Source organism: Azospirillum canadense, assembly GCF_025961225.1.
In the GTDB taxonomy this organism is placed as follows: domain Bacteria; phylum Pseudomonadota; class Alphaproteobacteria; order Azospirillales; family Azospirillaceae; genus Azospirillum; species Azospirillum canadense.
In genome coordinates this window covers 1,361,696-1,386,507 of sequence record NZ_JAOQNG010000001.1, presented here as the reverse complement: position 1 = coordinate 1,386,507, position 24,812 = coordinate 1,361,696, and the positions used below count along the sequence as shown (strand labels likewise).

24 protein-coding genes are annotated in these 24,812 nt (G+C 67.3%); 6 read left to right on the top strand and 18 right to left on the bottom strand.

The window, feature by feature from the left end; all coding sequences use genetic code 11:
• Positions 1-80 precede the first annotated feature (80 nt).
• Positions 81-1,394: a citrate synthase gene (gene gltA / locus M2351_RS06610; RefSeq protein ID WP_264655313.1), complete on the top strand. Its 1,314-nt coding sequence runs from the start codon at positions 81-83 to the stop codon at positions 1,392-1,394.
• Entirely contained in the window at positions 1,387-1,593 is a 207-nt protein-coding gene (locus tag M2351_RS06605; protein WP_264655312.1) for a hypothetical protein, read from the top strand. Before gltA ends, M2351_RS06605 begins: the two co-directional genes overlap by 8 nt.
• Before the next feature lie 85 nt (positions 1,594-1,678).
• On the opposite strand, the gene M2351_RS06600 is transcribed toward M2351_RS06605, so the two are convergent.
• Positions 1,679-2,578 (bottom strand): LysR substrate-binding domain-containing protein, encoded by a 900-nt coding sequence (locus M2351_RS06600; RefSeq protein ID WP_264655311.1) that lies wholly within the window; start codon positions 2,576-2,578, stop codon positions 1,679-1,681.
• A 118-nt stretch (positions 2,579-2,696) separates the two neighbouring features.
• Between M2351_RS06600 and M2351_RS06595 the strand changes: the two genes are divergently transcribed.
• A complete protein-coding gene (locus M2351_RS06595; protein WP_264655310.1) occupies positions 2,697-3,239 on the top strand; it encodes a GNAT family N-acetyltransferase in 543 nt (180 codons plus the stop codon).
• Positions 3,240-3,253: 14 nt separating this feature from the next.
• Here the strand turns inward: M2351_RS06595 and gloA are convergent, their stop codons facing one another.
• The 15 genes from gloA to rpsB all read right to left on the bottom strand — a co-directional run bounded on the left by gloA (position 3,254) and on the right by rpsB (position 17,424).
• The gene (gene gloA, locus M2351_RS06590; RefSeq protein ID WP_209764428.1) at positions 3,254-3,649 is read right to left on the bottom strand and encodes a lactoylglutathione lyase; all 396 of its coding nucleotides are present in this window, start codon (positions 3,647-3,649) and stop codon (positions 3,254-3,256) included.
• The gene (lpxB, locus tag M2351_RS06585) at positions 3,646-4,884 is read right to left on the bottom strand and encodes a lipid-A-disaccharide synthase (protein ID WP_264655309.1); all 1,239 of its coding nucleotides are present in this window, start codon (positions 4,882-4,884) and stop codon (positions 3,646-3,648) included. The genes gloA and lpxB overlap by 4 nt, the downstream gene beginning before the upstream one ends.
• Positions 4,881-5,735 carry an LpxI family protein gene (locus tag M2351_RS06580; protein WP_264655308.1) on the bottom strand — a complete coding sequence of 285 codons (855 nt, stop codon included), beginning with the start codon at positions 5,733-5,735 and terminating at the stop codon, positions 4,881-4,883. Before M2351_RS06580 ends, lpxB begins: the two co-directional genes overlap by 4 nt.
• A 46-nt stretch (positions 5,736-5,781) precedes the next feature.
• Entirely contained in the window at positions 5,782-6,576 is a 795-nt protein-coding gene (lpxA, locus tag M2351_RS06575) for an acyl-ACP--UDP-N-acetylglucosamine O-acyltransferase (RefSeq protein ID WP_264655307.1), read from the bottom strand.
• Entirely contained in the window at positions 6,573-7,043 is a 471-nt protein-coding gene (fabZ, locus tag M2351_RS06570) for a 3-hydroxyacyl-ACP dehydratase FabZ (protein WP_264655306.1), read from the bottom strand. The genes lpxA and fabZ overlap by 4 nt, the downstream gene beginning before the upstream one ends.
• A 253-nt stretch (positions 7,044-7,296) precedes the next feature.
• Entirely contained in the window at positions 7,297-7,875 is a 579-nt protein-coding gene (locus tag M2351_RS06565) for an OmpH family outer membrane protein (protein ID WP_264655305.1), read from the bottom strand.
• 2 nt (positions 7,876-7,877) lie between these two features.
• Positions 7,878-10,208: an outer membrane protein assembly factor BamA gene (gene bamA, locus M2351_RS06560; RefSeq protein ID WP_454464586.1), complete on the bottom strand. Its 2,331-nt coding sequence runs from the start codon at positions 10,206-10,208 to the stop codon at positions 7,878-7,880.
• Positions 10,209-10,270: 62 nt separating this feature from the next.
• Positions 10,271-11,404: an RIP metalloprotease RseP gene (gene rseP / locus M2351_RS06555; RefSeq protein WP_264655303.1), complete on the bottom strand. Its 1,134-nt coding sequence runs from the start codon at positions 11,402-11,404 to the stop codon at positions 10,271-10,273.
• A gap of 60 nt (positions 11,405-11,464) precedes the next feature.
• Entirely contained in the window at positions 11,465-12,682 is a 1,218-nt protein-coding gene (locus M2351_RS06550) for a 1-deoxy-D-xylulose-5-phosphate reductoisomerase (protein WP_406567367.1), read from the bottom strand.
• Positions 12,673-13,443, bottom strand: coding sequence for a phosphatidate cytidylyltransferase (locus M2351_RS06545; RefSeq protein WP_319801874.1), 771 nt, complete (start codon positions 13,441-13,443; stop codon positions 12,673-12,675). Before M2351_RS06545 ends, M2351_RS06550 begins: the two co-directional genes overlap by 10 nt.
• A 22-nt stretch (positions 13,444-13,465) precedes the next feature.
• A complete protein-coding gene (locus tag M2351_RS06540; protein ID WP_264655301.1) occupies positions 13,466-14,203 on the bottom strand; it encodes an isoprenyl transferase in 738 nt (245 codons plus the stop codon).
• Positions 14,204-14,207: 4 nt separating this feature from the next.
• Complete coding sequence (frr, locus tag M2351_RS06535) at positions 14,208-14,765, bottom strand: ribosome recycling factor (RefSeq protein ID WP_264655300.1); 558 nt, start codon at positions 14,763-14,765, stop codon at positions 14,208-14,210.
• A gap of 4 nt (positions 14,766-14,769) precedes the next feature.
• Complete coding sequence (gene pyrH / locus M2351_RS06530) at positions 14,770-15,525, bottom strand: UMP kinase (RefSeq protein ID WP_264655299.1); 756 nt, start codon at positions 15,523-15,525, stop codon at positions 14,770-14,772.
• 68 nt (positions 15,526-15,593) lie between these two features.
• The gene (gene tsf, locus M2351_RS06525) at positions 15,594-16,523 is read right to left on the bottom strand and encodes a translation elongation factor Ts (RefSeq protein ID WP_264655298.1); all 930 of its coding nucleotides are present in this window, start codon (positions 16,521-16,523) and stop codon (positions 15,594-15,596) included.
• Between the two features lie 115 nt (positions 16,524-16,638).
• Positions 16,639-17,424, bottom strand: coding sequence for a 30S ribosomal protein S2 (rpsB, locus tag M2351_RS06520; protein WP_264655297.1), 786 nt, complete (start codon positions 17,422-17,424; stop codon positions 16,639-16,641).
• A gap of 232 nt (positions 17,425-17,656) precedes the next feature.
• Between rpsB and M2351_RS06515 the strand changes: the two genes are divergently transcribed.
• Positions 17,657-18,631, top strand: a complete 975-nt coding sequence (locus tag M2351_RS06515) for a Vgb family protein (RefSeq protein WP_264655296.1) — start codon at positions 17,657-17,659, stop codon at positions 18,629-18,631.
• A 14-nt stretch (positions 18,632-18,645) separates the two neighbouring features.
• Here M2351_RS06515 and dnaE read toward each other — a convergent pair whose 3' ends face one another.
• Entirely contained in the window at positions 18,646-22,128 is a 3,483-nt protein-coding gene (gene dnaE / locus M2351_RS06510; protein WP_264655295.1) for a DNA polymerase III subunit alpha, read from the bottom strand.
• Positions 22,129-22,320: 192 nt separating this feature from the next.
• Between dnaE and M2351_RS06505 the strand changes: the two genes are divergently transcribed.
• Positions 22,321-22,965, top strand: a complete 645-nt coding sequence (locus tag M2351_RS06505) for a hypothetical protein (protein ID WP_264655294.1) — start codon at positions 22,321-22,323, stop codon at positions 22,963-22,965.
• A 40-nt stretch (positions 22,966-23,005) separates the two neighbouring features.
• Positions 23,006-23,893, top strand: coding sequence for an EamA family transporter (locus tag M2351_RS06500; protein ID WP_264655293.1), 888 nt, complete (start codon positions 23,006-23,008; stop codon positions 23,891-23,893).
• Positions 23,894-23,900: 7 nt separating this feature from the next.
• Here M2351_RS06500 and M2351_RS06495 read toward each other — a convergent pair whose 3' ends face one another.
• Positions 23,901-24,761, bottom strand: coding sequence for a dienelactone hydrolase family protein (locus M2351_RS06495; RefSeq protein ID WP_264655292.1), 861 nt, complete (start codon positions 24,759-24,761; stop codon positions 23,901-23,903).
• Positions 24,762-24,812: the final 51 nt, after the last annotated feature.

Below are 24,812 nucleotides of genomic sequence, written 5' to 3'. Positions count from 1 at the left end.
TATCCTTACGGCATGGAACTATGCTGCGCCGATTCGAAAAGGGCGGTAAGCCCCAACCCTAAAACTAAGGACGTGCCGAGATGACCCAAACCGCGGACAAGGCCGAAACCTTCACCCTTACCGACAATCGGACCGGCAAGCAGGTCACCCTGCCCGTTATGAAGGGAAGCACCGGTCCGGACGTGATCGACATCCGCAAGCTGTACGCCGAGACGGGTTGTTTTACCTACGATCCGGGCTTCACTTCGACGGGCAGCTGCGAATCGCAGATCACCTACATCGACGGTGACGAGGGTGTCCTGCTGCACCGCGGGTACGCCATCGACGATCTGGCCGAGCACGCGACCTTCCCGGAGGTGTGCTACCTCCTCCTGAACAACCACCTCCCGAACGCCGCCGAGAAGGAAGAGTTCGAGAGCATCCTGCGCCGGCACTCGATGGTGCACGAGCAGCTGACCCGCTTCTACAGCGGCTTCCGCCGTGACGCCCACCCGATGGCCGTCCTGTGCGGCGTCGTCGGCGCGCTGTCGGCCTTCTACCACGACTCGACGGACATCGAGGATCCGGTGCAGCGCAAGATCGCCGCGCACCGCCTGATCGCGAAGATCCCGACGATCGCCGCGATGGCCTACAAGTACTCGGTCGGCCAGCCCTTCATGTATCCGCGCAACGACCTGTCCTACGCGGAGAACTTCCTGTACATGACCTTCGGCACGCCCTGCGAGCCGTTCAAGGTCAACCCGGTCCTGTCCAAGGCCATGGACAAGATCTTCATCCTGCACGCCGACCACGAGCAGAACGCTTCGACCTCGACCGTCCGTCTGGCCGGCTCCTCCGGCGCGAACCCCTTTGCTTGCATCGCCGCCGGCATCGCCTCTCTGTGGGGTCCGGCCCACGGCGGCGCCAACGAGGCCGTGCTGAAGATGCTGGAGGAGATCGGCTCCGTCGATCGCATTCCGGAGATCGTCCGCCGCGCCAAGGACAAGAACGACAACTTCCGCCTGATGGGCTTCGGCCACCGGGTCTACAAGAACTACGACCCGCGCGCCCAGGTCATGCGCAAGACCTGCCACGAAGTGCTCTCCGAGCTGGGCATCAAGGACGAGCCGCTCCTCGACATCGCGATGGAGCTGGAGAAGATCGCCCTGTCGGACGAATACTTCATCGAGAAGAAGCTGTACCCGAACGTCGACTTCTACTCGGGCATCATCCTGAAGGCGATGGGCTTCCCGACCAGCATGTTCACCGTGCTGTTCGCCGTGGCCCGCACGGTCGGCTGGATCTCCCAGTGGAAGGAAATGATCGAGGATCCGGTCCAGAAGATCGGCCGTCCGCGTCAGCTCTACACCGGCGAAACCAAGCGGTCGTTCGTGCCGCTGGCCGAGCGTGGCTAACCGGCCCACAGCACACATCGGAACGGGCGGCTCCGACGGGGCCGCCCGCAGCCCGGCTGCGTACATCGTTCCGGCACGGCGGGCCCGCCTGGGCCTGCCGGCCGCCAACGACAACAAGCCGCCGCTGTCGCGGCGGCTGCGTCGTTTGTTGGTCTATGTCGTGCTCCTGGCGATGATCGCCGCGGTGGTGCTGGTCTGACCCATTCGTCCGGGCGATTCCTGGTGTGGCGGCCGCTGCGCCTCCACCGCACGGGCTTGCGTCCGCACCGACGTCGATCACCAGCTCAGCAAGACAGCCCGCGCCTCGCCAGTTCCGCGCGATCCCTGTCCGCCTCGTCCAAAAGCCAGTCTCGGAACGCCCGCAACGCGCGGCGTCCGCGCCCCTCCTTCGGGGCCGTCAGCACATAGCGATCCCCGGACGGCACCGCCGGTCTGAGCGGGCAAGCCAAGCGCCCGTCGCGCAACGCGTCGAGAACCAGGGACGGACGGCCCATGGCCACGCCCTGCCCCGCCATCGCCGCCTGAACCACCATCACCGATTCGGAAAAGCTGAGGCCCTGCGCGACGTCGACGTCCGCGCCTGTCGCCGCACGCCAGACGATCCAGTCCGCCGAGGCCTGGAAATGCAGCAGACGGTGCCGGTGCAAATCCATGTGCGTGCACAGATCCGCGGCGATGGACGGCGCGCAGATGGGAAAGAGCGGCTCCTCCGACAGCGTCGTGCCGTCGGGTCCACCCTCGCCGCCGCGCACATAGCGGATGACCGCCCATCCCGTTTCCGCCTCCGACGCCCGGTCCGAATTGCCGCCTTCAATGTCCACCCGCAGGTCCGGCCACTGGTCGAGGAAGCGTCCAAGCCGCGGCACCAGCCATAGGGCCGCCCACGACCGCGGCGCAGCGATCCGCAGACGCTCCGGGCCGCCGCTGGCGATCCGCCCCCAGCTTTCCTGGACGCGCCCGAAACCGGCCGTGCAGGCGCGCGCGAGGTCGATTCCGGCGTCGGTGAGAACGAGGCCGCGGGCCGTGCGTTCAAACAGCCGTGTGCCGAGCTGCTTTTCCAAGTCGCCGACCTGCCGGCTGACCGCCCCGTGTGTGAGGCCGAGGTCTTCGGCCGCGCGGGTCATGCTGCCGTGACGCGACGCGGATTCGAAGGCGGCCAGGGCGGTGAAGGGAAGGCGCGGCATGGGTGTACCGGATTCGTCGTGTGAGAAATCCTCACACCGTCCCTGTGCGAAGTCAATTGCGCCACCACGGTTCCAGACGGCAGCTTGGCGCTGTCACGCAACCTTCCCCACGAACGCCATGAACGCCAATTTTGCAACCACCGACCTGACGATCACCCGAATCGACCGCCTGGACGACCCGGCCCTGATGGCCGGCCTTGAAGCGCTCCTAGAGGACGCCGTCGCGAGCGGCGCGTCCGTCGGGTACCACGCCCCGCTGTCACCGGCGCTGAACCGCGATTTCTGGACCGGTGTGTCCCGGCAATTGGAGGGAGGAGCACACCGCCTGCTGGTCGCGCGCGCACCGGACGGCACGGTGCTAGGCAGTGTTCAATTGGCGCTCTGCACGCGCCCGAACGGGGCGCACCGCGCCGAGGTCCAGAAGCTGCTGGTCCTCACCCGACACCGCGGTCGCGGTATCGCTCGGCGTCTGATGACCGATGTGGAGGAGTTTGCGCGCGGCCTGGGGCGCTCCCTTCTGGTGCTCGACACTCTGAAGGGCAACGTCGGGGAACCCTTTTACGAGCGGACCGGCTGGATGCGGGCCGGTGAGATCCCGGGCTACACGGTCGAAGCGGACGGCAGCCGGCATGCCACCGTCCTCTTCTACAAAAACATCTGACGCCCGGAACCGCGTTACTTCCGCTCGATCAGCTCGACCTTGTAGCCGTCCGGGTCCTCAATGAAGGCGATCACGGTGGTGCCGTGCTTCATCGGACCGGGCGGGCGCGGGATCTTCACGCCTTCCTTCGCGAGCTGCTCGCAGGTAGCGTAGATGTCCGGAACGCCCAGCGCGATGTGCCCGTAGGCGGTGCCGATCTGGTAGGGCTCAGCCTGGTCCCAATTGTGGGTCAGTTCCAGGACGGCGGTGTCCTTCTCGTCGCCGTAGCCGACAAAGGCCAGCGTGAAGCGACCGCCCTCATAGTCGTTGCGGCGCAGCAGCTTCATGCCGAGCAGCCGGGTGTAGAAGTCCAGCGACTTCTCCAGGTCGAACACCCGGAGCATGGTGTGGAGCAGGCGGAACTCGCTCATGATGTCTCTTCTCCCTTGAACGGGCTTTCGGAAAGGCGTGGCGCCTGATCGGCAACGTGATCGCCCTGACGCATCGCGACGAGGTCCAGAACCACGCGGGCGGCGCGTTCGCTGGGCGGCGTGCCGCCCTGGCCGAGCCAGCGGGCAACCTCGGCGACCCCGTCCACCTGCGCGGCGCGCGCGGCGGGATCGTCGAGCAGGCGGCCGAGTTCGGCGGCCAGCCGGTCCGGCCGGCACTCCTCCTGCAGCAGTTCCGGCACCAGCATGCGGTCGAGCATCAGGTTGACCAGATTGACGTATTTGACCCGGATGAGGCGCCGATACAAGGCGACCGTCACCGGATTCAGCCGATAGGCGATCACCGCCGGTAGCCGGGCCTGGGCCAGTTCCAGCGCCACGGTGCCAGACGCCGCCAGCGCGGCCTCCGCCGCCGCGAAGGCGTCGTACTTGGCCGAATCGCCTTCGACGAGGATGGTCCGCAAGGGCCAATCAGCCAAGGCCGCGGCGACGCGATCCCGGACGGTGGCGACCGTCGGCACCACGACGACCAAATTCGGATGCGTCGAAAGAAGGCGTTCAACCGTTGCGCGGAAATCCGGCAACAGGCGGCTCACCTCCCCCTTGCGGCTGCCGGGGAGCACCGCCACCACCCGCGCGTCATCAGCGATCCCGTGCTCGGCCCGGAACCGGGCTGCGTCGCCCTGCCCCGCCCCGCTCTCCACCACCGAATGGCCGACGAAACTGCAGGCCAGCCCCTCGCGTTCGAAATAGGGCGGCTCGAAGGGCAGGATCGCCAAAAGATGGTCGTAGATCGCGGCGTATTTGGCGGCGCGCTTCGGCTTCCAGGCCCAGACCGTCGGGGCGACGTAATGGACCAGCGCGATGTCGGGCGCCTGCTGGCGCAAGCGCTTGGCGATGCGGACGGTGAAACCGGGCGAATCGATGCCGATCACCGCGTCCGGCCGCAGGCGCAGCACCTCCTCCACCGTCTGGTCCATCCGGCGGAGCAGGTTTGGCAGGTGCGGCAGCAGCTCGAACACGCCGAACAGAGTCAGTTCGCCCATGGGGAAGAGGCTCTCCAGCCCCTCGGCGATCATCCGTTCCCCGCCAATCCCGGCGAAGCGGACTCGGCCGCCGGTCAGGCGCTTGCACGCCGCCATGAAACGCGCGCCCAACGCGTCGCCCGACGGCTCGCCCGCGATTAGGAACAGCAGCGGCCCGCGGGTTTCGTTCACGCCGATGGCTCCCCAGGACGCGCGTCCGGAACCGCGATTCCCACGACGAACAGGCCAAGCCGGTCCGCGGCCTCGGCCACGGCGGCGCGGTCCACAAGCAGGCTGCCGCCGGCCTCCACCGCAATGCCGCGCAGCCCGGCGCGGGCGGCGTTCTCCACCGTGGTGACGCCCATGGTCGGCAGGTCGACGCGGCGGTCCTGCTGCGGCTTCTTCACCTTGACGAGGACCCCTCCGGGACCGGGACGGCGCAGGACGGCGCAGCGGTCGAGCATGGCGTCCGTCCCTTCGATGGCCTCCACCGCCAGCACGATGCCCTGCTGGACCACCGCCCCCTGCCCGACGTCGAGCGCCCCGAGGGCGCGGGCGACCTCGACGGCGCGGGCGATATCGCCCGCCGCCTCCTCGTCGGGCATCAGGCGCCCGACCGGCCCGGGGGCGGTCAAAAGGCCGGTCAGCAGCTCGTGGAGACCGACCACCCGGAACCCTTCGCCTTCCAATTGCTTCGCCACGGAGCGCAGCAGCCCGTCGTCGCCGAGCGCGCGCGTGCCGACCTTGGCGAGGAATTTCGTCGTGTACCAATCGGGAAGAAGTTCGGTGAAGGACGGCCGGCGCACCGGACCGGCGAACACAAGGTCGCCGACGCCTTCCTGCTTCAGGCGCGCGATGATGCTGCCGGCCGCGCCGAAGCGGCTCCACAGATGGGCGCGTCCATCAACCGTCGCCGGGTCCGTGTGGCCTTCGAAGGCGACGATAAACACGTCGCGCCCCTGCCCGCGCACCGCCTCGGCGATCCGGGCGGGCAAGGTGCCGCCGCCGGCCAGGATGCCGAGCTTTGGACGCGGCTGCGACACGGCTTCCACTCCAGCTGCCATGACGTCGGGAACTCAGGCGGTCCCGTCAGCCCTCGCGGGGCTGGCACAGCGAACGCGAGGCCCGCGACCGGATGAAGTCCAACACGTCGGAGACGAGCGTCTTCTCCCCAAAGTCACGCCCGACCTCGTCCATCCGCTCCGCGAAGGTGCCTTCGGCACCGAACAGCAGGCGGTAGGCGGCGCGGAGCGCGTGGATGTCGTCTTTCTGGAAGCCGCGGCGCTCAAGCCCGACCAGGTTCAGGCCGGCCAGCCGCGCGCGTTCCCCCATGACGAGGCCGTAGGGGATGACGTCCTTCTCCACCCCGGACATGCCGCCGATCATGGCGTGCGAGCCGATGCGGACGAACTGGTGCACCGCCGACAGGCCGCCGATGGTGACGAAGTCACCCAGTTCCACATGCCCGGCGAGCGTGGCGTTGTTCGCCAGAACCACGTTGTTGCCGACGACGCAGTCGTGGGCGACGTGGACGCCGACCATGAACAGGCCGTTGTCACCGACGCGGGTGATCATACCGCCGCCCTCGGTCCCCGGGCTCATCGTCACGTGCTCGCGGATCTGGTTGCGGCGCCCGATGACCAGTTCCGACGGCTCTCCCTTGAACTTCAGGTCCTGCGGCCGATGGCCGATGGACGCGAAGGGGTAGATGACCGTGTCCTCACCGACCTTCGTGCGCCCCTCCACCACGACGTGGGAGGCCAGCCGGACGCGGTCGCCCAGCTCGACATCCGGGCCGACGACGCAGAAGGGACCGATGAAAACGCCCTCGCCCAGCTTGGCCGCCGGATCGACGGCCGCGGACGGGTGTATGGAAACGCTCATTTCTCGTCCAGAATCATGGCGGAATAGATGGCTTCGGCGACGAGGACGCCGTTGACCTTGGCCTCGCCCTTGAACTTCCACACGTTGGCGCGCTGGCGCTGCTTCGACACATGGATGTGGATGGTGTCGCCGGGCGTGACCGGCCGGCGGAAACGCGCCTCGTCCACCGTCATGAAATAGACGAGCTTGCCCTCAGCCTCGGCGCCCAGCGTGCCGACGACCAGAACGGCGGAGGTCTGCGCCATCGCCTCGATGATCAGGACACCGGGCATGACCGGACGCGACGGGAAATGCCCTTGGAAGTACGGCTCATTGATCGTGACGTTCTTGACGCCCGTTGCGCTCTCGCCAAGCGTGATGTCCACCACGCGGTCGATCATCAGAATCGGATATCGATGCGGGATCATCTGCATGATCCGCGTGATATCGAGGTCGGCCATCTTCTTGTTTTCCGCCGTCACATCCATGGTCCGGACGCTCGCCTTTCAAATCTCCGGGTGTTTCCCCCGCCGCGCCGCACGCGGTCCGGTGGGGAGACGCCCCTTGTGCCCCATTTTCCGGGAATTGGCAATCCCGCGCCCGCCGCGCCCGTCTGCGCCCACGGTCGCGGCCCGGCACCAAACACAGAAGGCCGCGCTCGCCTGACCGGCGACCGCGGCCCTTCCCATGCAGCCCGGATGATCCCGGACGTCCGTGGACCGGTGGGTCCACGCAGCGGCGTCACTGCTTCGGAACGTTCAGCGCGACCTGAGGCAGCTTCTTGTTCACCCGATCCATCACCGTGTCGGTGATGTCGAGCTGGGTGTCCACCAAAACGAACTGCTGGCGCGTCAGCACCAGGTTGGCGCCGCGCTCCTTGGCGACATCCTGGACGATCTGCACCATGTTCTGGTGAATGACGCCCATCGCCTCGTTCAGCGCGCCTTCCAGGGCGCGCTTGCGGTTCTGGACCGTCTTCTGCACGTCGGCCAGCTGCTTCTCGAAATCGCGGCGTTTGGCGGCCAGCGCGTCCTGAGACAGCACCGTCTGCTGCTTGCGCAGTTCCTCGTCGGACTTGCGCAGCTTGTCCTCCAGCGAGGCGACCTCCTTCTGGTAGGCGTCGCGCAGCGTCTCGAAGGATTTCGACACGCCCTTGGACGCGTTCGACTCCTGCATGACCTTCTGGACATCCATCACTGCGATGACGGGAGCCTTCAGATCGGTTTTCGTTTCCTGCGCCGAGGCCATCGGGGCGGCGAAGGCCACCCCCGCCATGACCGCGCCGGCGGCGACCAACGCCCTGAACTTGCTGAACTGCATGGTTAGAACCTGGTTCCAAAGCTGAAACGGAAAAGCTCTTTCTTGTCGTAGCTTTCCTTGAGGATTGGTACGGCGATATCAAGGCGGATCGGCCCGAAGGGCGATTTCCACGACACGCCGGCGCCCGCCGACAGACGGATCGACCCGCTGTCCGCGACGAGCGGATCGTTTTTGATGTTCGTCTCGGTCAGCGTGCCCACGTCGGAGAAGGCGTGCCCCTTCAGGCCGAACTCCTCCGGCAGGCCAAGCGGGAAGTTCAACTCCACCGAGGCACGGTAGTAGCGCTCGCCGCCCAGCGCGTCGCCGGTGCGCAGGTCGCGCGGGCCGATGCCGGCGGTGTTGAAGCCGCGCAGCGTGTCGCCGCCGATGAAGAAGCGGTCGGACAGCGACACGTCCTTGCCCACGCCGGCGATGTAGCCGATTTCACCGGATGTCGCGAGCACCCAGCTCTCGTTGAACAGCGGCAGGTAATAGCCACCGGACAGACGGCCGCGGACGTAGCGGGCGTTGCCGCCCACGCCGGCGAAGTCGGTCGACAGTTTGACGTAGTAGCCGTCGGTCGGATCCAGGCGGCTGTTCCGGCGATCGTAGGTCAGTTCCTGGCCGATCAGCGAGGTCAGACGCGCGCCCTTCTGGTCCTGAATGTACTGCGACGCCGTCGACGGGACGCTGGTGATGTCCGTGTTCTGCAGCTGGTAGTACAGCCGCTGCCGCAGGTTTTCGGTCAGCGGATAGCCCATGCGCAGGGCGAAGCCCGTGTTCTTCTCGTCGAAGGAGCTTTCGTCCTGGTAGTCGCGCGTGATGCGGAACAGGTCGATGCCGGCCGAGATGTCGCGATCCATGAAGTACGGCTCGGTGAAGGAGACGTCGTACTCCTTGCGCCGGCCGGAGATGGTCGCGCCGAACCGCAGGTCCTGGCCGCGGCCGAGCAGGTTGCGCTCGCGAATCGAGAAGTCGGCCAGCGGGCCGTCGGAGGTCGAGTAACCGGCGCCGATGGCGATTTCGCCGGTGGACTGCTCCGTCACCTCGACGTTCACGATGCTGCGGTCGGGAGCCGACCCTTCGGCCGTGGTGACGTTCACCTTCTCGAAGAAGCCGAGGTCCTTGATGCGCTGCTCCGAGCGGCGCAGCTTCGTCGCGCTGAACGGATCGCCTTCGGATACCAGCATCTCGCGCCGGACGACTTTGTCCAGCGTGCGGACGTTGCCCGTGACGTCGATGCGCTCGACGAAGACGCGCGGTCCCTCGACGATCTCGTAGGTGATGTCGATCGTCTGGTTTTCGCGGTTGCGCGTGATGCGCGGGCGGACGTCGACGAAGGCGTACTGCAGGTCGCCGACCGCGGTGGCCAGCTTGTTGATGGTGTTCTCCACCTCCTGCGCGTTGTACCAGTCGCCCTCGTTGGTCGTCATCACGCCGCGGACCTGCTCCGGGTCGAGCGCCTTCAGCGTGGTGTTGACGTCGATCTTGCCGAACTTGTACCGCTCGCCCTCATCCACCGTGAAGGTGATGACGAAGTCCTCGCGGTCCGGCGTCAGCTCGGCGACGGCGGAGACGACGCGGAAGTCGGCGTAGCCTTCCTTCAGGTAGAAGCGGCGCAGCAGGTCGCGGTCGAAGTTCAGACGGTCCGGATCATAGTTGTCGTCCGACGTCAGGAATCGCCACCAGGCGCTCTCCTTCGTCTGGATCGCCTCGCGCAGCGATCCGTCGGAGAACTTCTCGTTGCCGACGAAGCTGATCTGGCGAACGCCGGTGCGGGTGCCTTCGTTGATCTCGAACACCAGGTCGACGCGGTTCTGGTCGAGCTGGATGATCTTCGGCTCGACCGTCGCGGCGAAGCGGCCCTGGCGGCGGTAGATGTCCAGGATGCGCTGCACGTCGCTCTGCACGCGGGTGCGCGTGTAGACGACGCGGGGGCGCAGCTGGATTTCCTTTTCCAGGTTGTCCTTCTCGATGCGCCGATTGCCCTCGAAGGCGATGCGGTTGATGATCGGGTTCTCGACCACCGACACCACCAGCACGTCGCCGTCGCGCTTCAGCACCACGTCGGCGAAGAGGCCCGTGTTGAACAGGTTCTTCAGCGACTGGTCGATGCGGTCTGGTTCGAAGGGATCGCCGGGCGACACGGCCAGATAGGAGCGCACGGTGGTGGGCTCGATGCGCTGCACCCCCTCCACGCGGATGTCGCGGATGGTCCCACCCGAGAACATCTGGCCGATCGCCCCCGGATTCCCGGCGGCCCCGGGTGCAGCCCCACCGGCAGCCCCACCCGTCTGGGCCCAGCCGGTTTGAGAAAGGGCAAGAGTAACCGTCGTCATGGCGCACCCAGCCATCAGGCTGAACGCCAGAACCTTGCTCGACACCCGCAAAGCACGCTCCCTGGCTTTGGAGGCGACTAGGAAATCAGCCCCCGAAAGAATTCCACCACGCGAAGCTGAACAAGATCGTTCCACGTGGCGAAAACCATGAGCGTTAATACCAAAGCAAGACCGATGCGGAAACCGTATTCTTGCGCTTTAGGTCCAAGCGGGCGGCCACGCAGACCTTCGAACGCATAAAACATCAGATGGCCGCCGTCCAGGAGGGGAACGGGGAACAGGTTGATCAGACCCAGGTTGACCGACAGGAAGGTCATGAACCAGACCAGCGGGTACCAACCGCTCTGCGCGACCTCCCCGGACATCTGCGCGATGCGCAGCGGGCCGCCCAATTCCTCGGTCCCGCGCGATCCCTGAATCATCTGGCCGAGCGCGGTGAAGGTCCCCGTGACCATCCCGGTTACCTCCCGCCCGGCCTGCCAGAAGGCGGTCAGCGGGTCGTGGCGCTTGTTCTCGGCGCCGCCGCGCATGATGCCCAGCTGGCCGATGCGGTGCGTGTTGCCGAATCGGTCGCTGACCTCCTTCACGTCCGGCGTGGCGGTCAGGTTCACGGTGCGGCCGTCGCGCAGCACGACCATCTGCAGCGGTTCGCCCGGCTGGATGGAGACGATCTGGCGGATTTCCTCGAAGCGCTGGATACCGCTGCCGTTGATCGACTGGATGACGTCGCCCGGCTGAAGCCCGGCGCGCTCCGCGGCGCTGCCCGGCTGCACACCGCCGACGTCAGGCGGGGTGAAGGACTGGCCCGCCGTGGCGAACAGCACCGTCAGCGTGACGATGGCGAAGACGAAGTTGGCGATCGGGCCCGCGGCGACGATGGCGGCGCGCTGACCCAGTCGCTTGTGGTGGAAGGACACGTCCTTTTCGGCAGGCGTCATGTCATGCGTGTGGGCGCCCGGCGTGCTGGCCGGGTCCGCGTCGCCGAACATCTTCACGTAGCCTCCCAGCGGGATCGCGCTGAATTTCCAGCGCGTGCCGGAGCGGTCGGTCCATCCGAACAGCTCCGGCCCGAACCCGATGGAGAAGACCTCGATGCGCACGCCGTTGCGGCGCGCGACGAGGTAGTGGCCGAGTTCGTGCACAAACACGAGCACGGTTAGGACCAGCAGGAAAGACAGCAGCGTGGTCCCGAATCCGCCCATGACGCCCATCACACCCTTTGCAAATCGCCTTTAAGCGCCGTGGTGCCGCCCCCGCTCATCGTCCGGGGATCATCGGCTGACGGCGGCCACCCGATCGGCCGCCACGCGGCGGGCCTCGGCATCGGCGTCCCGGACCTCTCCGAGGTCGCGGATCGGCCGGTGCGGCAGCGCCTCCATCGTTCCCTCGACGACGCGTTCGATGTCGAGGAAGCCGATGCGGCGGTCGAGGAAGGCCTGCACGGCCACTTCATTGGCAGCACTGAGAATAGTAGGAGCGCCACCACCGCTTTGCAAGGCGGCCCGGGAGAGCCGGAGGGCGGGGAAACGCTCCGGATCCGGTGCCTCGAAGGTCAGGGTGCCGGCCTTGACGAGGTCGAGTCGCTCCGCCGGTGTCGGGATGCGCGCGGGCCAGCCGAGCGCGTAGGCGATCGGCGTCCGCATGTCCGGCGTGCCGAGTTGGGCCAGCACGGACCCGTCCACATACTCGACCAGAGAGTGCACGACCGACTGCGGGTGGACCAGCACGTCGATCTTCGACTCCGGGATGCCGAACAGAAAATGGGCCTCGATGATCTCCAGGCCCTTGTTCATCATCGTGGCGCTGTCGACGGAAATCTTCGCGCCCATGTCCCAGGTCGGGTGCGCCACCGCCTGTTCCCGCGTGGCCGTCGCCATGAAGGCGCGGTCCTTGGTGCGGAACGGCCCGCCGGACGCGGTCAGGATCAGGCGCTGGACGCTGTCCACCCGGTCGAAGTCGAAGACTTGGTAGATGGCCGAATGCTCGCTGTCGACCGGCAGAAGAGTGGCACCATGGCGGCCGACCTCCTCCATCATCAGCGCGCCGGCGCAGACCAGCACCTCCTTGTTGGCGAAGGCCACGCAGGCGCCGCGGCGAACGGCGGCGAGCGTCGGCTCCAGCCCCGCCGCGCCGACGATGGCGGCCATCACCCAGTCCGACGGCAGCGCCGCAGCCGCGGCGACCGCCTCTGGCCCCGCCGCAGCCTCGACGCCGGTCCCGGCAAGGGCATCCTTCAAGTCCGCGTACTTCGACGGATTGGCCACCACAGCAAGCCTGGGCTTCAGTTGCCGGGCCTGTTCGGCGAGCAGTGCGACGTTCCGGTTGGCGGTCAATGCCTCGACGGCGTAGCGGTCCGGATTGCGCGCGACGATGTCGATTGTCTGCGTCCCGACCGATCCGGTGGAACCCAAGATCGTCACCCGGCGCATCGCATCGGCCGATTGAGGAGCCACGAGATCCACCGTGGCCGCATCAGGGGTCACCACCATGACAACGCCGTCCCCAAAGTCGCGTGGAAAAGAGCCAGCACCGGGGCGGCGACCAAAAGCCCATCGATGCGGTCAAGGATTCCACCATGCCCGGGTATGAGATGGCCACTGTCCTTGACGTTGAAACGACGTTTTACCGCGGATTCGAAGAGATCACCCGCTTGCGCCACCACAGCGAGGAGTCCGCCGACGGCGAACGCCAGGATCGGGCGCTGCGCGCCGAAGGCCGCAGCGATGCCCCATCCAACGAGCGCGGAACTGACCATGCCCCCGATCAGGCCGGCCCAGGTCTTCTTCGGGCTGATGCGCGGCGCCAGCTTCGGCCCGCCGATCGTCCGGCCGGCCGCGTAGGCGCCGACGTCGGTCGCCCAGACCGCGAGCATGGTGAAGAGGAACAGGGAAAGCCCGCCGGCGGGAAGGTCGCGCAGCCACACCAGGCCGAGAACGCCCGCGGCCACATACAGGACGCCGATCCCGAGAAGGCCCCGGTCGGCTCCGCCGCCGACCAGCGCCACCGCAACGGCAAAGACCGCGGCGACGATCACCGCTTCCAATGGCCCTATGGCGATCTGCACGGCAAACGCCAGAAGGACGCCGGCGACCGACAGGGCCAAGGCCGGCGTCTTGCGCGCGCTGGGAACGAGGTTGACCCACTCCACGGCCGCCGCGACGGCGCCGACGGCGATCAGCGCGCGGAAGAACCAGCCGCCGGCCCAGACGGCCGCGAGCACCACCGGCGCCATGACCAGCGCCGACAGCACGCGTGTCTTGAGATCCCCGGATTTAGCGGGAGCCGGCCGTGGCGCCGAAGCGACGCTCCCGTCGGTGGAACTCTTCAATCGCCGCCTCCAGGTCACGCTTGGTAAAATCGGGCCAGAGCGTGTCCACGAAGACCAGCTCGGCGTACGCCGCCTGCCAGAGCAGGAAGTTGCTGATGCGCTTCTCGCCGCTGGTGCGGACGATCAGGTCGGGGTCGGGAATGTCGGCCGTGAACAGGCGGCTGGAGAACAGTTCCTCGTCGATGTCCTGCGGATCGAGCGTCCCCGCCTTGACCTCCTCCGCCAGCCGGCGCGCGGCCAGCGTCATCTCCTGCCGGGACCCGTAGCTGAGCGCCACCACGAGCGTCAGCTTGCGGTTGTCCTTGGTCAGGGACTCGGCGTTGTCGATCAGGCGGTTGATGTCCGCCGACAGCCTCGCGCGATCGCCGATCACGCGCAGGCGCACGCCGTTCCGATGCAGGTCGGCGATCTCGCTGCGCAGGTAAAAGCGCAGGAGCTGCATGAGGTCGGTCACCTCCTCTTCCGGCCGGCGCCAGTTCTCGGAGGAGAAACTGAAGATCGTCAGATAACCGATCCCCAGATCGCCCGCGGCCTCGACCGTGCGCCGGACCGCGTCCACGCCCTTTTTGTGGCCGGCGGTGCGCGGCAGGCCCCTGGCCTTCGCCCAGCGCCCGTTGCCGTCCATGATCACGGCCACGTGCGCGGGCGGGCGCAAGGGACGGCTGTCTTCCGCGTCGCGCATACCGTCAGACCTGCATGATGTCCTTTTCTTTTTGCGCAAGCGCATCGTCGACCAGCTTGATGTACTGGTCGGTGAGCTGCTGCACCTTCTCGCCCAGGCCCTTGTGCTCGTCCTGGGAGATGTCGCTGGCCTTCTCGGCCTTCTTCAGCATGTCCATGCCGTCGCGGCGCACGTTGCGCACGGCGACGCGGGCCTGCTCCGCGTACTTGTGGGCGACCTTCGCGAGTTCCTTGCGGCGCTCCTGCGTCAGGTCGGGCAGCGGCACGCGGATGCTCTGCCCCTCGGTCTGTGGGTTCAGGCCCAGGCCCGAATCGCGGATGCCCTTCTCCACCGCCTTGACCATGCCCCGGTCCCAGACCTGGACGACGATCAGGCGCGGCTCCGGCACGCTGACGGTGCCGACCTCCTTCAGATGCATCTTGCTGCCGTAGGCCTCGACGGTCACGGGCTCAAGCAGGCTGGCGGAGGCACGGCCGGTGCGGAGGCCGCTCAACTCCTTGCGAAACGCCTCAAGCGCTCCTTCCATGCGGCGCTTGAGATCCGATGTGTCGGGTGCAGCCACGGGCTCACTCCGTTTCTTCTGTTATGATGGTGAACTTGCCCCGACCCTGCATGACCTCGGCGAAGGCGCCGGGCGTATGGATCGAGAAGACGAGTATGGGGATGCGGTTCTCGCGCGCCAAGGAGATTGCGGACGCGTCCATCACCTGAAGGTCATTCGCGAGCACGTCGAGGTAGGTAAGACGTTCGTAGCGCGACGCGTCCGGCACCTTCTTCGGGTCGGCGGTGTAGACGCCGTCGACCTGTGTGCCCTTCAGCAAGGCGTCGCAGCCCATCTCCGACGCGCGGAGCGCTGCGGCCGTGTCGGTGGTGAAGAACGGGTTGCCGGTGCCGGCGGCGAAAATCACCACCCGGCCCTTCTCCATGTGGCGGATCGCCCGGCGCCGGATGTACGGCTCGCACACCGACGACATCGGGATGGCCGACTGCACGCGGGTCACCACGCCCATCCGTTCCAGCGCGCTCTGCATGGAGAGCGCGTTCATGACGGTGGCGAGCATCCCGATGTAGTCGGCCGACGCGCGTTCCATGCCGCCCGCCGCACCCTTCACGCCGCGGAAGATGTTGCCCCCGCCGATGACCAGGCTGACCTGGACACCGAGTTGGATCACCGCCTTCACCTCGTTGGCGACGCGGTTCACCACCTCCGGGTCGAGACCGTAATCGCGCTGACCCATCAGCGCTTCGCCGGACACCTTCAGAAGGACGCGGCGGAAGCGGACGCCGTCAGCCGGCACGGTGGTCCCGGTGGTCTGGGGCATGGGGGGCATTCTCCCGATTGGCATGAAAGGATTGCGGCGGTTGCGGCCCGGTCCTTACTTCTGGGTCCTTACTTCTGGCCGGCGGCGGCGGCGACCTCAGCAGCGAAATCGCTTTCCGCCTTCTCGATGCCCTCGCCCAGCGCGTAACGGACGAAGCCCGTCACCTTGACCGGGGCGCCGATGTCCTTGGCGGCGTTCTCGACGACCTTGCGGACCTTGGTCTCACCGTCGATGACGTAGGTCTGCTCCAGCAGCACCACTTCCTCGTAGTACTTGCGGATGCGGCCTTCGAGCATCTTCTCGACGATGTTCTCTGGCTTGCCGGAGGCGCGGGCCTGCTCGGCGAGCACGTTGCGCTCACGTTCGAGCGCCGAGGTGTCGACATCGGCGATGTCGAGCGCATCCGGGCGGGCGGCGGCGATGTGCATCGCGATCTGCTTGCCCAGATCGTTGAGCTTCGCGGCGTCGCCGGTCGACTCCAGGGCGACCAGAACGCCGATCTTGCCGAGGCCCGGCGCGATGGCCGAGTGGACGTAGGACACGACGACGCCCGCCGGGACCGACAGCTTGGTCGAGCGGCGGATGTTCATGTTCTCGCCGATGGTGGCGATCAGGTTGGTCAGTTCTTCCTGGACCGAACGGCCGGCGCCCGGATAGGCGGTCGCCTTCAAGCCCTCGACGTCGCCAGCGCTGGTCAGCGCCAGTTCGGCGGCCTTGAGGGCGAAGCCCTGGAACTTGTCGTTGCGGGCGACGAAGTCGGTCTCGGCGTTCACCTCGACGACGGCACCGGCGGTGCCGGCGGTGGCGACGGCGACCAAGCCCTCGGCGGCGACGCGGCCCGACTTCTTGGCGGCGGCGGCGAGGCCCTTCTTGCGCAGCCAGTCGACGGCGCCCTCGAGGTCGCCCGAAGTCTCGGCCAGCGCCTTCTTGCAGTCCATCATGCCCGCACCGGTCTTCTCGCGCAGTTCCTTGACGAGCGCGGCGGTAATCTCGGCCATGGTTTCGCCCTCTTCCTTCCGAACGGATCCAAGCGGATCGGGTTGACGCAAACAACTCATAAAAAAGGCAGCCGGGCCATAGGTCATAAGGCCCGGCTGCCCCGTATCACCGGGATCAGGCCTGGGCTTGCTCGGCCGCGACCCCTTCCTCTTCCGGCAGCTGCTCGGCCGGGGCTTCCTCGCTGGAGCCGACGTCAATGCCGGCGGCGCTCATCTCGGCCTGCAGGCCGGAGAGCACGGCGCCGTTGACCAGCTCGCAGTACAGGTCGATGGCGCGCAGCGCGTCGTCGTTGCCCGGGATCGGGAAGGCCACGCCGTCCGGATCGGAGTTGCTGTCGATCACCGCGATGACCGGGATGCCGAGCTTGTTGGCTTCCTTGACCGCGATCGACTCCTTGTTGGTGTCGATGATGAAGAGGACGTCCGGCAGGCCGCCCATCTCCTTGATGCCGCCCAGCGCGCGCTCCAGCTTGTCGCGCTCGCGGGTCAGCTCCAGGATTTCGCGCTTGGTCAGGCCCGAGGTGTCGCCGGCCAGACGCTCTTCCATCTCGCGCAGGCGCTTGATCGACTGGGAGATGGTCTTCCAGTTGGTCAGCATGCCGCCGAGCCAGCGGTGGTTGACGTAGTACTGGCCGCACTTCGACGCGGCCTCGGCCACCTTCTCCTGGGCCTGGCGCTTGGTGCCGACGAACAGGACGCGGCCACCGCCAGCGACGACGTCACGGACAGCCTGCAGGGCGCGGTGCAGCGACGGGACGGTCTGCTCCAGGTCGATAATGTGCACGCCGTTGCGCACGCCGAAGATGTACTGGGACATCTTCGGGTTCCAGCGGCGGGTGTGGTGGCCGAAGTGCACGCCGGCTTCGAGCAGCTGGCGCATGGTGAAGGTCGGGATAGCCATTTGGAAAACGTCCTTTTCCGGTTGCTCCGCCGCGGGCATTGTCCCTGTGACAAGACACCGGATCGGGCCTTCGGGGTAAAGCCGAGGGTCCGCCAGCCCGCGTGAGGTTTTGACGACGGCGCTTACATAGCCCGGCGAAACCGCTTTGGCAACAGCGTTGGCGGGATACGTACGTTGGCCCCGCCGCAGAACTGCACCATCTGACTCCAACACCCGAGCCATGGAGATGTCCATGCCGTCCCTTCGCCCTGCCCTCGCGGCCCTTCTTCTGATCATGGGAATCGCCACCGGCGCGTCGGCCGCTTCGGAGACGCAAACCTTCGAGGTGCCCAAGGGAGCCCGTCCGCACGACGTCGCCCCGACCCTGGACGGCAAGGTCTGGTACACCGCGCAGGGCCAGGGCGCCTTGGGCATCCTGGACCCGGCCACGGGCAAGGTGCGGCAGGTGCCGCTGGGGAAGGGATCGGCCCCGCACGGCGTGATCGCCGGGCCGGACGGTGCCGCCTGGATCACGGATGGCGGGCAGAACGCCATTGTCCGCGTCGATCCCCGGACGGACAAGGTGGATGTCTGGCCGCTACCGACCGAGTCCGGGCGGGCGAACCTCAACACCGCGGTGTTCGACCGATCAGGCATCCTGTGGTTCACCGGGCAGAACGGCGTGTACGGGCGGTTCGACCCGAAGAGTGGGGCCATGCTGGTGCGCAAGGCACCGAGGGGGACCGGCCCCTACGGGATCACGGCGACTCCGGACGGTGCCGTCTATTACGCCTCGTTGGCCGGCAACCACATCGCCCGCATCGACCCGGCGACCGCCGAGGCGACGGTCATCGAGCCGCCGACCAAGGAGCAAGGGGCGCGGCGCATCTGGTCCGACTCCAAGGGCAACCTGTGGGTCAGCGAATGGAACGTGGGCCAGCTCAGCCGCTACAGCCCGGCGACCCGGGAATGGAAGGTCTGGCCCCTGCCCGGCCGCAACCCGTCGGCCTACGCCGTCTATGTGGACGACCGGGACATGGTGTGGGTCAGCGACTGGGGTTCCAACGCCGTCCTGCGCTTCGACCCGGCTACCGAGCGATTCACGCCCTTCCCCAACAGCGCCAACAACGCGGATGTGCGCCAACTGCTGGGACGGCCGGGCGAGGTGTGGGTGCCGGAGTCGGGGCTGGACCGGATCCGGGTGATCCGGACAGGGACGACGGGGTAGCGCCCCCCCGCCCGCTACAGCTCCACCACCTCCACCACCCCCGGCACGGCCTTCAGGGCGGCGCGGCTCTGCTTGGTGATGCTGTAGGCGCCGGGGAGCTGGATTTCGACCTCCTTCAGCGGGTCGATTTCGACCAGAACGTGGATCTTGCCCTTGCCTCGACCGAGGCGATCGAGCATGCCGCGGATGCTGTCCACCGGGGCGCCGTCGCGCAGCACCACCTTCAGGCCGTCGGAAACCTGCGCGACGGCGTCCTCCAGGGGCTTCACCTCCTGGCAGGTCAGGCGCATGTCCTCGCCGTTCATCTGGACGTCCACAGTCATCAGCACCGGGCGCCCGGCCTCCAGAAGCTCGCGGTTGCCGGCCAGAATTTCGGAGAAGACGGTTACCTCGTAGCCGCCGCTGGAGTCGGACAGCTCCACGAAGGCGAAGCGGTTGCCCGACTTGGCGGTCTTCTCCTTGCGGCTGACCACGATGCCGGCGACGCTGCGCCGAGTCATGCCGCCGCCGGACACGGCCTGGGCGAGGTCGGCCGACTTCACCACCCGCATGCGCGCCAGCGGGCCGGCGAAGGCGTCTAGGGGGTGGGCGGACAGGTAGAAGCCGATGGCGCCGAACTCGTGCTTCAGCTTCTCCAGCGGTTCCCACTCCGCGACCTTCGGCAGATCCGGTTCCTTCAACCCGCCGCCGCTGCCGCCGAACAGGTTGCCGATGCCGCTTTCGCGCTCCGCCGTCTCGGCCTGGGCGTAGCGGATCAGCGTCTCCAGCGCGGCGTGCACCTGGGCGCGGTTGGGGTTGATCTCGTCGAACGCCCCGGCGCAGCTCAGGTTTTCCAGCTGGCGCTTGTTGATGGTCTTCAGGTCGAGGCGCCGGGCGAAGTCGAACAGGCTTTTGTACGGGCCGTTCTTGCGCCGCTCCTCCACCACGGCCTTCATGGCCGGCAGGCCGACGCCCTTCACCGCCGCCAGCGCGTAGCGCACGGCCTTGCTGCCGTCGGGCAGGGTCTCCACCCCGAAGATGCTGTCGGACTTGTTGATGTCCGGGGTCAGCAGCTTGATCTTCAGGCGCGACAGCTCCTGCCGGAAGACGTTCAGCTTGTCGGTGTTGCCGAGGTCGAGCGTCATCGACGCCGCCATGAACTCCACCGGGTGATTCGCCTTCAGGTAGGCCGTGTGGTAGGCGACGAGCGCATAGGCGGCGGCGTGCGACTTGTTGAAGCCGTATCCCGCGAACTTCGCCACTTGGTCGAAGATCATGCTGGCCTGGTCGGGGTCCACGCCCTTGCCCTGGGCGCCGGCGACGAACTTGTCGCGCTCCTTGTCCATCTCCTCCTTGATCTTCTTGCCCATGGCGCGGCGCAGAAGATCGGCGCCACCCAGCGAGTAGCCGGACAGCACCTGGGCGATCTGCATGACCTGCTCCTGGTAGATCATGATCCCGAAGGTCTCCTTCAGGATCGGCTCCAGGGCATCGTTCATGTAGTCGGGCAGTTCCTCCCCGTTCTTGACCTTGATGTATTTGGGGATGTTGTCCATTGGGCCCGGACGGTAGAGCGACACCAGCGCGATGATGTCCTCCAGCCGGTTTGGCTTCAGGCGGCGCAGCACGTCGCGCATGCCCGAACTTTCCAGCTGGAACACGCCGGTCGATTCCGCGCGCCCCAGGATCTCGTAGCTTCGCGGGTCGTCCAGCGTGACGGTGGTCAAGTCCGGCTTCTCGGGGATCAGGTCCACCGCCGTCTTCAGCACGGTCAGCGTCTTAAGGCCCAGGAAGTCGAACTTCACCAGCCCGGCCTGCTCCACGAACTTCATGTTGAACTGGGTGACCGGCATGTCCGAGCGCGGGTCTCGGTACAGCGGCACCAGCTCGTGCAGCGGGCGGTCGGCGATCACCACGCCGGCCGCGTGGGTCGAGGCGTGGCGGTACAGGCCCTCCAGTTTCAGCGCGATGTTGATCAGGCGGGCCACCGTCTCGTCGCCGTCGCGGGCCTGGCGCAGCATCTCCTCGCTGTCCAGCGCCTGCTGGAGCGTCACCGGGTTGGCCGGGTTGTTCGGCACCATCTTGCAGATCTTGTCGACCTGCCCGTAGGGCATCTGCAGCACGCGCCCGACGTCGCGCAGCACGGCGCGCGCCTGGAGCTTACCGAAGGTGATGATCTGCGCGACGCGGTCGTAGCCGTACTTGTCCTGGACGTAGCGGATCACCTCTTCGCGGCGGTCCTGGCAGAAGTCCACGTCGAAGTCGGGCATGGACACGCGTTCGGGGTTCAGGAAACGCTCGAACAGCAGTCCGAATCGCAGGGGGTCGAGGTCGGTGATGGTCAGCGCCCAGGCGACGACGGAACCGGCACCCGAACCGCGGCCCGGCCCCACGGGGATGTCGTGCGACTTCGCCCACTTGATGAAGTCCGACACGATCAGGAAGTAGCCGGGGAACTTCATCTTCACGATGACGTCCAGCTCGAACTCAAGCCGCTCGAAGTAGGTCTTGCGCGTCTCCTCCCGCTGCTCCGGCGTCATGTCCGGGCGGAAGACGACGGTGTCGAGGCGCATCGCCAAACCCTCGCGGGACTGGGCGCGCAGTTCCTCCGACTCGTCGCGGTCGCCTTCGCAGGGGAAGGGCGGCAGGATCGGCTTGATCGGCTTCAGCAGGAAGGAGCAGCGCCGGGCGATGGCCACGGTGTTGTCCACCGCCTCCGGCAGGTCCTTGAACAGCTCCCGCATTTCCTCGGCCGACTTGAAGCGGTGGTCGGCGGTCAGGCGGCGGCGCTCGGTCTGGCTGATATAGGCGCCCTCGGCGATGCAGAGCAGCGCGTCGTGCGCCTCGTGCATGTCCTCGGTCGCGAAGTAGCAGTCGTTGGTGGCGACCAGCGGCAGGTCGTGCGCGTAGGCGAGGTCGATCAGCGCCGGCTCGATGGCGTCCTCGACCGCGGTGAAATGCCCGCCGTGCCGCTGAAGCTCCACGTAGAGGCGGCCGGGGAACAGCCGCTTCAGCGTTTCCAGCACCTCCAGCGCGAGATCCTTCTGCCCCTCCCCCAGCAGCCGCCCGACCGAGCCGCCGGGGCCGCCGGTCAGCGCGATGAGGCCGGCCGAATGCCCCTCCAGCGCATCGAGCGTCACCTGCGGGCCGGCCATGGGGTCCGACTCGAGGAAGGCCTTGGAGACCAGCTTCATCAGGTTCCGGTAGCCCTCGTCCGTCTGGCAGAGCAGGACGAGTTGGTCGGGAACGGCGGCGCCCTTGCCCGGCAGGCCGGGCTTGCTGTTGGCCGGGCCGACGCGAGTGATGCCCAGCACCGTGCCGACGATCGGCTGCACGCCCGAATCGGCGGCGGCCAGCGCGAATTCCAGCGCGCCGAACAGGTTGCCGGTGTCGGTCACGGCGACCGCCGGCATCCCCTTCTTCTGGCAGAGCTTGACCAGCTCCTTCACCTTGATGGCGCCCTCGGACAGGGAATAGGCGGAGTGGACGCGCAGGTGGATGAAGTCGGCGTGGGGCATGGTCGGGTTCGGCACCGTGTCGGGCGGAATGGGTAGCGTGTCCCCTAGTGGTCGCGCATCCACCCCGTTTGAATCAAGCGATCAAGCGAAGCCCTCGCGGTATGAAGGAGGGGACGGCGGGAAGATTCGCCGATTGTGCGTGTTCATGCTATCGAAAGGCCTAGCGCCACCACTTTGGGGGTGACCCATCCGATGCGCCGAGCCCGTTCCGGCCGCACCGCCGTCCGCGTCGCAGCCCTGCTGCTGCCCATAGCCCTGCTGCCCGCCTGCCAAGCGACCAACTCCCCGCCCCTGCCGCGCGCCGCGGTTCCGACCGCCTTTGTCCGGCCCAGCGACTCCGGCCTGTCCGACGCGCCGGGCCGGGTCGTGGCGCAGAACAAGGGCTGGGTCGTGCGCGCCCACCCCGCCACACAGACCGGCTCCGCCTATTGCCTCGCGACGCGGGCCGACTCGGCGTCGCCCCTGTCCTTCCGCGCCACCGCGAAGGGTGCTGCGATGCTGGTCAACGGCGACCAGAAGGCGCAGCCGCCAACCGGGGAAAGGGCCGGGGAAAGCCGCCTGACGGCCATTTTCCCCGACGGGGCGAGCATGGCGCTGGAGGCGAAGCCACTGCCCAACGGCGGCGTGATCGTGCCGGTCGAACTGCCCAAGTACGAGGATCTGTTCGAACCTTTCATGCGGTCCAAGGCCGTGACGCTGAAGTCGGCGGATGCCGACAAGATTGGAGACGTCAGCCTGGGCGGCTCCTCCTGGGCGCTGAATGCGTTGGACGAGTGCCGCATCCTGCACACCGACGGACAATTCGCCGAGGCTGCCCCGCGCCCCGCGCAACCGTGACGCGTTGACCCCCGCGGGCCGGGATTCTAGCCTTCCGGCCATGCGCACATCCCACATCGGCCTTGCCGTCGCGGTCGCCGCGGTCTGGGGCTTCAACTTCGTCGCCATCAAGGTCGGGCTGAAGGATTTCCCGCCCATCCTGTTCTGCGTGCTGCGCTTCGTGCTGGCCGCAACGCCTTTGCTGTTCCTGGGGTTCCGCCAGGGACCGCCGGTGGCGTGGCGCTATGTGCTGGGCATCGGGCTGTTCCTGGGAGCGATCCAGTTCTCCCTGCTGTTCGCCGGCATCAACATCGGGATGCCGGCCGGCCTTTCCTCCCTGGTGCTGCAATCCCAAGCCTTCTTCACGGCCCTGTTCGCCGCGGTCGTTCTGGGCGACCGACCCAGCGCCCGGCAAATCCTGGGCATGGTCGTCGCCTTTTCCGGAATCGGCGTGATCGCGACGGAGATGCCCACCGGCGATTCGCTGCTGGGCCTTGCGCTGCTGATCGGTGCGGCGGCGGCCTGGGGTGTCGGGAACATCCTGATGAAGCAGGCCAAGGCGCCGGACCTGCTGCGCCTGATGCTGTGGGTCAGCCTCGTCCCGCCGCTTCCGCTTCTGCTGCTGTCCTATGCGGTGGAGGGGCCGGAGCGGATGGCCCACGCCCTGACCAGCCTGACCCTGCCGGGCCTCGCGGCGCTGGCCTACATCGCGGGCGGGGCGACCCTGTTCGGCTTCGCGGCCTGGGGCTTCCTGCTCCGGCACTATCCGGCCAGTCTGGTCGCGCCCTTCTCGCTCCTGGTGCCGATCTTCGGCATGAGTTCCAGCGCGCTGCTGCTCGGCGAGGGGTTCACGCCGGTGAAGCTGATCGGCGCCCTTCTGGTCTTCGGCGGACTGGCCGTCGCGGTGCTGAAGCTGCCGGCGCTGAGGCCGGCAGCCAACAAGGCGTGAGCGCCGACTAAGACAGCTTCGATTTCAGGAACTCGATGGACCGGCCCCAGGCCAGCTCGGCCGCGTCCTTGTTGTAGCGCTCCGCCGAGGTGTCGTTGTGGAAGGCGTGGTTCACGCCCTCGTAGATGTAGATCGTGTGCTCCACCCCGGCCTTCTTCAGCGCCTCGTCGTAGGCCGGCACCTTCGCGGTGATGTTCTGGTCCAGGCCGGCGTAGTGCAGCAGCAGCGGCGCCTTGATGGTGCCGACCAGCGCCGGGTCGGGCGTCGGGCCGTAGAAGGCCACGGCGGCCTTCAGGTCCGGGGCCTTGATGGCCAGCCGGTTGACGAAGCCACCGCCCCAGCAGAAGCCGATGGCGCCGACCTTGGCGTTGGAATAGCGGTGGGCCATCAGGAAGCTCATGCCGCCGATCAGGTTGTTCACCGTCTTGTCGGGGTCGAGCTTGGCGATCATGTCGCGCGCCTGGTCGGCGTCCTGCGGCGTGCCGCCGAGCGGCGACAGCAGATCCGGGACCATGGCGATGAAGCCGGCGACGGCGAGGCGCCGGGTGACGTCCTCGACATAGGGGTTCAGGCCACGGTTCTCGTGGATGACGATGACCGCCGGCGCCTTTTCCACCAGCTTCGGCCGCGCCAGATAGCCGGCCACGTCGCCGGTGGCGCCCTGATAGCTGATGCGGTCGGCGGCGATCCGGCTATCGTCGCCGGGGACCTGGGCGGCGAGCGCGTAGTTCGGCTCGATCTGCGCCAAGATGGCGGGGATCGCCGTGGCGCTGCCCACCAGCACCGCCAGCCGCTCCAGGAACACCCGGCGCGGCAGCGGCCTGTGGGTATACTCGTCGTAAAGGTCGATGATCTTCTGGTCCACCATCACCCTCCCGTTGGTTTGCCAGGAGTGTGGCGGCCGAATCGAAGACTGACA